The 8,777-nt window shown below is 35.9% G+C and carries 5 protein-coding genes; all 5 read right to left on the bottom strand.

The window, feature by feature from the left end; genetic code table 11:
* Window positions 1-618: 618 nt before the first annotated feature.
* Genes NI455_RS14745 through hsdR form a run of 5 tightly spaced genes read right to left on the bottom strand, consistent with a single transcriptional unit; the run spans window position 619 to window position 8,516 of the window.
* The gene (locus NI455_RS14745; RefSeq protein WP_180120115.1) at window positions 619-1,983 is read right to left on the bottom strand and encodes an AbiJ-related protein; all 1,365 of its coding nucleotides are present in this window, start codon (window positions 1,981-1,983) and stop codon (window positions 619-621) included.
* Between the two features lie 6 nt (window positions 1,984-1,989).
* Complete coding sequence (locus tag NI455_RS14740) at window positions 1,990-2,958, bottom strand: protein NO VEIN domain-containing protein (protein WP_180120117.1); 969 nt, start codon at window positions 2,956-2,958, stop codon at window positions 1,990-1,992.
* On the bottom strand, window positions 2,958-4,592 hold the full coding sequence (locus NI455_RS14735) for a restriction endonuclease subunit S (RefSeq protein ID WP_253114818.1): 1,635 nt from the start codon (window positions 4,590-4,592) through the stop codon (window positions 2,958-2,960). Before NI455_RS14735 ends, NI455_RS14740 begins: the two co-directional genes overlap by 1 nt.
* Before the next feature lie 15 nt (window positions 4,593-4,607).
* On the bottom strand, window positions 4,608-6,083 hold the full coding sequence (locus NI455_RS14730) for an N-6 DNA methylase (protein WP_253114816.1): 1,476 nt from the start codon (window positions 6,081-6,083) through the stop codon (window positions 4,608-4,610).
* 57 nt (window positions 6,084-6,140) lie between these two features.
* Entirely contained in the window at window positions 6,141-8,516 is a 2,376-nt protein-coding gene (gene hsdR / locus NI455_RS14725; RefSeq protein WP_253114815.1) for an EcoAI/FtnUII family type I restriction enzme subunit R, read from the bottom strand.
* Window positions 8,517-8,777 lie beyond the last annotated feature (261 nt).

Genomic DNA, 8,777 nt, shown 5'->3' with positions numbered 1-8,777 from the left:
ATATTTTATATCCAGTCCATGGTGATAAAAACCATCATAAACCAGACATTTTTATTGGTGAGAATATAGACACTTTAAATGGGTTCTAACAATAGTATTTCGTATAATGTATATTATGTTAAATACAAGTTAAATAAGATACACTTAACCATAAGTTCATGTCCATAAAAGTTAATTTTGAAATTTTCAGCAGAAATTAAAGCTAAAAATGAAATCGGCAAAAAATAAAGCTAATTATGAAATAAAACCCATTTGGGCAAAATTTCATAATTAGCTTTATCGAATGAATCATCCCAGTTCGTCTTACGAACTGGGATGATGGTTCTTGTATCGTCTGCGTACAAGAGAAACGCATCTGAAAAGGATTTCTGACTTGTATATTTTACTTGTCTAAAAAATTAGACTGTTTCTCCCACTCCGAAACTAAGCGAGTTCAACCGACATATACCAGGTCCACGAAAACAATCATGTACAACTGCTAACGCTATGAAAATTAGAATAATCAAATAATTATTTTCCTACAAGCGTTGGCAAGCATTTAGCCTACCAGCGCCTAGGTAGTAAAAATAATAATTAAAAATCATATAGATATAACTAGAATTTTTTGCGTTTTAAAAATTAAAGAATTTCATGTTGCTTAAACAATGCTGTAAAGAAATCTTTTACAACTGATACCGCATTATCTTCGGGTGTATTTTGATCATTATAGAACTCTGCACCACCAAAACGATAAACTTCATACCCTCTTAAACGCAGCTCACGGTCTACTCTAACCATTTCGGCATAGCGTTTGGTATCCGCTCTACCATCTTCTCGTGCGTAATGGTGTTTTCCATCAATTTCAATAATGACGCGCTTTAGATTTGGAAGAATCATTAAGAAGTCGATACGTTGTCGGATTCGTGTTTTCCCATTTGGTAGATCTTTGGCACTTACTGGATCATATGCTACATATACTTGTGGTAATAATGCGGGAAGTGTGTCACCCAAGAATCCAAAGTTTATAAAATATGCTTTGAAAAACATAATTTCAGCTTCTGAATCTAGAGAATCAATTAATCGTTTTTTTAAACTTTTATTAATTTCTAAATTATTATCTTCCCACCAGTCTTCTAGCTGCTGCCAAGTAAGATGATCATATATTTTTTCATCATAGTTCAGTGAATTTGCATCAGCAATTAAAGAAATATCACCATCGAGAACATCTGTAATACCAAAATCTGGTTTCACATTTTTCGAAGCAAAGATAATTTGTTTCGGGACTTTTATGGATTCTTTTTTCTTTTCAGTAATTATATATTTCGTTCTAAAAATTTTTGAATCTTGATCAACAACTATTTCATATCCGTCATTTCCAATAATTTCATTAAGTCTATTAACTAACTCTTTATTAGCTTGTTCTGATCGATGTGAAGGATCTAATAAAAATTCTAGAAACCAAAGAAAATGTGTGGTTGAGCAATCATAAGCTCCTATATATTTAAAAACATCACTATTGGTGAATTTTTGATTTCCAGATGTTGAATTTGTTAATACCTTTACTCTTGAGTAATCCAGCTTTTTGCCAAGATCATTATCGTAACCATCTAAATTAAAATATTTCTGAATAGATAAAATGAAATCTTTCTCTCCAAAAAAATCATACAAAGCAAAAGTTTCTGCTATTTTTGTTCTATTTTCTGAAGTTAAAGGTGATTTGAATTGGTCAAGATAAAGCCCCATTGTTTGTCTATTTTTTATAGAATCAATTCTTGGGAGAATATATTCGATAAATAGTCTAAGTTCTAACGAAGTTAAACAATTTAAAGCATCTTCGGTTTTTTGATGCATATATTCTTTATTGCTATTAAAGCATGCTAATGCTTCATAGTTACTCAAGCCATGTGTTTTTAAAAACTTACTTAATTCTTTTGGAGGATCAATCTTTGAATAAATATTTCCAACTGCCCCAGCTAAGCTATGAATAATATCTTTATTGTTCATGAATAATTACTTCTTAAAATCGCTTAATTTTGCTTTAAAGGCTACTGCTTTTAGCTCTTCAGGGTGATTTTCCCCAAATGGATCATGAATTTCTATCACTTCATGTTCTGAACCATTTTCATCAAGAACTACTCGATAAATATAAGCTTCTTTTCCTTTTGATTTTAATACTTCATATTCATTTAAACTAAAGTAAAAGTCAGAGTTAGCTTTTAAGGTCGTAGTCTTTACTTCAATATATCGTGACTCACCTTCATAGTGACTTTCCATATCATAGCCCGCAGATACATTATCTAATGCAGTACGAGTAATCGCTTTTGTCACAAGTTTAGGATTGTTTGCTAAAACAAAAATTCGTGCATACTCCCATTGATAAGCAATCTCCTCTCCTTTTTTTCCTATTTCTTCTTGCCGATCTAATACTTCAATTAATTTATCTACAGACATTCCACGTTCTATTATTGTTTTGCCATTATTAATGTTTGTTGGCAAGATCTCCGAGTTGGCTGATGTAGAATCACTTATCAGATCAACTACTTTTTTAGCAATATCAATTTCTATCAGACTTAATAGAACAACAGGATTATTGGAACTTGGAGCCAGCCAGTCTTCATGGTCCAATGCTGCATGATATCCTTTTGTTGAATGCCCTTTCTTATTTTCAGTATAAACTTTACCAGGTTTATTAAACTTTCTAGCTTCGGGTAGCACATCAAAAATATGTTGTCCATTTGATAAAATGCTTTTTACATAAATGCTTGGAAGATCAGCATTTAACTGGATCATTAATCCTTTTCTATGAGGGAATTCATAGACTAATCCACCTGCTAAAGCATAACCATCTTTACTAATTTGTCTTTGATGACGACTATCATGTACATTTTTACCGCCTTTGGACTCAATAAATTTAACCAAACGCTCAGTTGCATCAGAAACAGGTAAATTGTTTCTATACTTGGTATTAATTGATCCCATTAGACATTCTCAACTGCATTCGCCACCAAAGCATCTGCTAAATGAAGCTTGGTTTTCTGTAATTTACTTTGTAAAACTTGAAGCTGTTCAATCATAGAGAAAATTTCATTTACTTTTTCAATAATTAATTTTTGCTCTTTGATTGGTGGAATAGGAATTAAAAACTTTGAAATATTACCCATACTGAGGTTTGGTCTAGCATTATCCACTTGTTTATCAAACATATAGTTTTTACATATTTCAGAATTAAAGAAATGTAAGAGGAACAATTTATCTAAATATTCTAAAAATAATCTAATTAAACAGACTGCTTGATTAATATTAGCGACTTTCTCTAGATCATAAATAGCAGTTCTACCGATTGACCCACCAACAATATTCATCAAAAAGTCATTCTCTTCAAGAATAGATCTAGGTTCAATTTCATTGAACTTCTCTTCAACATATTTCATATTTTCCAAAATTAATGAATAAGAACCTACATTTTCACTAGTTATAAATAGTAATCCTTCTTCAACATAATTAACTCCCTGCCATTTTGGCGAAGAGCCTTTAGTAATCAATTCAGAGATATTTTCTAAGCGCACCCACGCCCACCCACTCGGCAACTCAAATGGCTTCTCATCCTCAGCAATTTCAGGCAAAGGCTTCGACTTCTTAATCTTACCGTCTTGAATCAGCTTGGCTTTTTCATCCGCAATTTTTTTAAGTAACTCACTTGCAGGCTCATCGCTTGGGTCTTGTTTGACCAACTTACCCATCACAGCAAGCTGTAAAACCGTTTGTTTTAACTGTTCAATGCTGTGTTCCGTAGTAAATAGCACATCAAAGTTTGCGACAATGCGTTGCCAGTTGCCTTGAAAATCATCGGCATCGTTTGATTCAGTGAGTGCTTTTAGCAAAGTATCGACCAATGTAGCATGGACATCACTGCTTAAAGTTTGTTGTTGTTCAAGCTGATCGCACAGTTGCATGAGTTCATCAACTTTTTCAACGATACGTTGTTGTTCTTCAAGTGGTGGGATTAATATATTAACTTTATACGCATCATTTCTATTTAGACCAGGTTTAATGCCTTTTCCTAAATCATCCAATCCGCAAGTTGATAACAAATAATAACTGAATTTCAAGTTGATTGGATCAGAAGGAATGCAAGCATAAGCAACATCTGTCACCCAACTTTTTTCTTCACAAATGTTTAATGCCCCAGCAGAGCCTTTTCGTCCCACCACAATACAGGGCTTATCTATACAATATTCGTTATGAGTTCCAACAATACCATTTGAACCATACACATTATATTCACCCGTATTAGATCTCTTTGGCTGTGGGAGGTTATCACCATATACAAAAGAATAGACTGCTCCAATAGTGGTTTTGATCCAACCTTTTCTCTGAGCTATTTCATATTTTTCCTTTTTTAATTTTAATAAAGGTAAAATATCAGCATCATTACTGTTATATGTATTAAGATTCCCACGCACAGCTAACTTCAAAATCAATTCACGAAGCTTCTGTACACCATAAATCGTATCATTTGAACCCGAACTACGCCCACGCCCTGACTTCTTCTCAGTTTCCGCAGTCAGCCAAATATCCAAATGCTCAGTAATGAGCTGTTTTACATCGGTCATCTCATTCACCCCAAATTATTGGCTTAACGCTTCATCTAAAATCGTTATAAGCTGATTGCGGATTTTGCTGATCTCAGCTTGTAAATCCGCATACTGCGCCAACAATTCCTCAGGGTCTTTGATTTCCTCTTCTACTTGATGCGGATTCTTAATATCTAAGTTGTAGTTACGATCTAAAATCTCTTGCTTAGAAACTTTCCACGCCTGTTCATTTTCAACACGACTGGCAAAACCGTCAGCTTCATTGCCCCACCATGCTTTTAATGAATCAAACTCTTTGAGTTGAATCGGCTTGGTCTTGTTATACGCTTTTACGCCTTGTGGCAATTGATGCTCATAGAACCAAATATCTTCGGTCTTTTTGCCTTTGGTGAAGAATAAAATATTGGTACTGATGGAAGTGTACGGTGCAAAAACAGATTTCGGTAAACGTACAATCGTATGCAGATTACATTTCTCCATCAGCTCTTCTTTAATGGCAGTTTTAATCCCCTCACCAAACATAAAGCCATCAGGTAAAACCACGGCTGCACGACCATTGGCTTTTAAAAGCTGAATCAACAGCACCATAAACAAATCGGCAGTTTCACGGGTTTGGAACTTCGACGGGAAATTCTTCTCAATGCCTTGTTCTTCCGTCCCCCCAAATGGTGGGTTGGTTAGAATCACATCCACACGCTTATCTGCTGTCCATGAAATCAATGGATAAGACAAGGTATTGTCACGACGGATTTTGACTGGCACATCAATGCCGTGCAAAATCATATTGGTGGTGCAAAGCAAATGCGGTAAAGGTTTTTTCTCAATACCGTAAATGCTGTCATGTAAGACTTTTTCATCATCGGCATTTTTCACATATTGCTCACGCTTATGCTCAATGGCAGAGGTTAAAAAGCCACCCGTACCACATGCAGGATCAAGCACAGATTCATGCAATTTTGGATCGACAATCTGTGCCATAAACGTGGTGACAGCACGAGGGGTATAAAACTCGCCTGAGTTTTTCGCATTTTGCAGATCACGCAACAATTGCTCGTAAATGTCACCGAAAGCGTGACGCTCACTTGATTTATTAAAGTCAAAGCCTTTTTGAATCTGGTTAATCACTTTACGAATCAGACCACCTGACTTCATGTAGTTATAGGCATCTGCAAAAACAGACTGTACTACACGCGCACGAGGATCATCATTTTCCTGAGCAAGATTTTGTAATCTTGGGAAAAGCTGATTATCAATAAAGTCTTTAAGCGCATCCCCAGTAATACCTTCATCATTGGCTGCCCAGTTACGCCAACGGAATTCTTCAGGAATTGGTGATTTAAAGGTCTTGCCTTCAAAAAATGCAAGAGTTTCTGCTTCTTTTTCACGGTCATCAACCACTTTCAGGAAAAGCATCCAAACCAACTGACCAAGGCGTTGTACATCACCATCTACGCCCACATCTTCACGCATGGTATCTTGAATAGACTTAATTGTTCCCGAAATGCTCATAATTCGACTTCAAATCATTAATATTAAATTTGTGTAAGAGTTTAACAGACAGCAACCTTAAGACACATCATCGTAAAGTTGATCGCCTAGTTCTTTCAGTGCTTTTGTGTATTCTTCAACCGAACCAAAGGACTGAATAATCTCCATGAGTGATCCTATCTGATTAAAAGGTGGAACTTTTAAAATCTGCACATCTTCAATCGGCTGAATCCCTTGATCAGCAAACTTGTCCAGCAATGCATCTAACACCTGACGCGCCTGCTCGTTGTATTTGGTAAAGTAATTACGTTTACGGACGTTATTGGCACGTTCTTTTTTAGTCAGTGCTGGCTGATCAAAAGCAATATGACAAATCAGATCAAAAGCATCGAAGTCCTTACCAACTTCATCTTCCAGTGCTTCAAAAATCACACCTTGTTTTTGAAATTCTTCAATAATTAGCGATTTTTTATCTGCCCCTTTCCATTTTCGAAGGAAGGTATCTAAAGACTTATAATCCTTCAGAATATGCTGACGGGTGTAATCTTTAAGTGACTCTGTGACTAACTTGCCATCATTGTCATAGAACTGAATACGTTCCCCAATAACTTTCACAGGAACATTGTTCACAACAAATTTTTTAGGTGGTTCTCCTTCAGTATCATCATCGCCACTATCTGTGGGAGGATCGAAAATCGTTGGCCCCGCAGTTGTATCACCACCAACTTCTCCAACTTCATTTTCTTCTGGAGGGATAATCGGTTCCCCATCTTTTGGTTCATAAATCACGACCGGTTCACCATCAAAAGCAGGATCGCTAAATAATTCTGTCGCTTTCTTAAAGTCCATAATGGTGAACCAAGACTTTCCAAACTCTTCATTTACTCTTGTACCACGACCAATGATCTGCTTGAACTCGGTCATGGATTGAATATGCTGATCGAGAACAATCAATTTACAAGTTTGGGCATCAACCCCTGTCGTCATGAGTTTAGAAGTGGTTGCAATGACAGGATAACGTTCTTCAGGGTTAATGAAGTTATCTAGTTCGGCTTTACCTTCTTGATCATCCCCTGTAATGCGCATCACGTACTTGCGATTTTCTTTAATTTTCTCAGGGTTCAGGTTCACAAGTGCCTGACGCATACGCTCTGCATGATCGATATTGTCACAGAACACAATTGTTTTGGCATACGGGTCAGTACTGTTCAAATACTCTGTAATTTTTCTAGCGACTAACTCTGTACGCTTTTCGAGGACAAGCGTTTTATCCATATCTTTTAAGTTAAAGATACGATCTTCGATTTCACTACCGTGTTTATCTTTTTGCCCTTTAGCTGGTCGCCACCCTTGCAGATCCTTATCTATATCAATACGAATCACTTTGTAAGGTGCAAGGAAACCATCTTGAATACCTTGTTTCAAGGTATAGGTATATACAGGTTCACCAAAATAAGTGATGTTAGATGTATCTTTTGTTTCTTTAGGTGTTGCAGTTAAACCGATGTGGGTCGCTGAACTAAAATATTCAAGAATGTCACGCCATGCAGAATCTTCTTTAGCACTACCACGATGACATTCATCAATCACGATTAGATCAAAGAATTCAGGACTGAACTGCTTATAAATGTTCTTCTCTTCTTCTGAGCCTGTTACAGCCTGGTATAAGGACAGATAGATTTCATAGCTTTTATCAACCGTGCGATTGGTGATTTTTGTCATCTTGTCGCCAAAGGGTTTAAAGTCATTATTCTTGGTTTGATCAACTAGAATATTACGGTCAGCTAAAAAGAGAATGCGTTTTTTAGCACCAGATTTCCATAAACGCCAAATGATCTGAAAAGCGGTATAGGTCTTGCCTGTACCTGTTGCCATAACCAATAAGACACGATCTTGCCCACGAGCAATTGCTTCTAATGTCTTATTAATCGCATTGGTTTGGTAATAACGTGGTGTGCGATCTGTACCATCATCGTAATAAGGAAATTCAACAATAGCTTTTGCTTCAGGTGATATTACACCATGATGCTGCTGATATAGATTCCATAACACATCTGGTGCTGGGAATTGATCTAAACCTAACTCTGTTTCCACCTTATTGGGATTAAACAAACCTGTCTGGTCATGCAATAAGAAACCATCTCCATTCGTTGAAAATACAAATGGAGTTTGTAAACAGTCAGCATAACCAAGCGCTTGCTGCATACCAGCACCTAAAGTATGTTTATTGTCTTTGGCTTCAATCACCGCAATTGGAATGTTCTTTTTATAGTAAAGAATATAGTCTGCACGTTTGGTCTCACCGCGGGTATGTAATTTGCCACGAACCATGATTTGACCTTTTGTAAAAGTCACTTCTTCACGGATCTGTTGCGCTGTCCACCCTGCATTTATTAGAGCAGGATAGATAAAACGAGTACAAATCTCACGTTCTGACAAATCCTTTTTAGACATATACCCCTCACTGTGCGCAACAATATGTAAATTATGCAAACTTATGTAAATTAAATATAGTTTTTACTTGAATTTTAATATATCAATTTTTTGAATACATTTTTAGTTTTGCGGATGATTTTACTAATATTTTTTTCATTTATTTTCTTAATAAAATTTATTATTAAAAATATTAGGGCGTGTCCTCATTTGGCTTTACACCAAATAAATATGCAAGCAATGTAAATCATAGACTGGTAATTTCGTGCAAGCTTATCAAAT

Source organism: Acinetobacter lwoffii, from assembly GCF_024129435.1.
GTDB lineage: Bacteria > Pseudomonadota > Gammaproteobacteria > Pseudomonadales > Moraxellaceae > Acinetobacter > Acinetobacter lwoffii_F.
This window is presented reverse-complemented; position numbering and strand designations above follow the sequence as displayed.

Coding starts and splice junctions, on each gene's coding strand:
- NI455_RS14745 (WP_180120115.1), bottom strand. CDS start 1,983: ATGAACAATAAAGATATTATTCATAGCTTAGCTGGGGCAGTTGGAAAT.
- NI455_RS14740 (WP_180120117.1), bottom strand. CDS start 2,958: ATGGGATCAATTAATACCAAGTATAGAAACAATTTACCTGTTTCTGAT.
- NI455_RS14735 (WP_253114818.1), bottom strand. CDS start 4,592: ATGACCGATGTAAAACAGCTCATTACTGAGCATTTGGATATTTGGCTG.
- NI455_RS14730 (WP_253114816.1), bottom strand. CDS start 6,083: ATGAGCATTTCGGGAACAATTAAGTCTATTCAAGATACCATGCGTGAA.
- hsdR (WP_253114815.1), bottom strand. CDS start 8,516: ATGTCTAAAAAGGATTTGTCAGAACGTGAGATTTGTACTCGTTTTATC.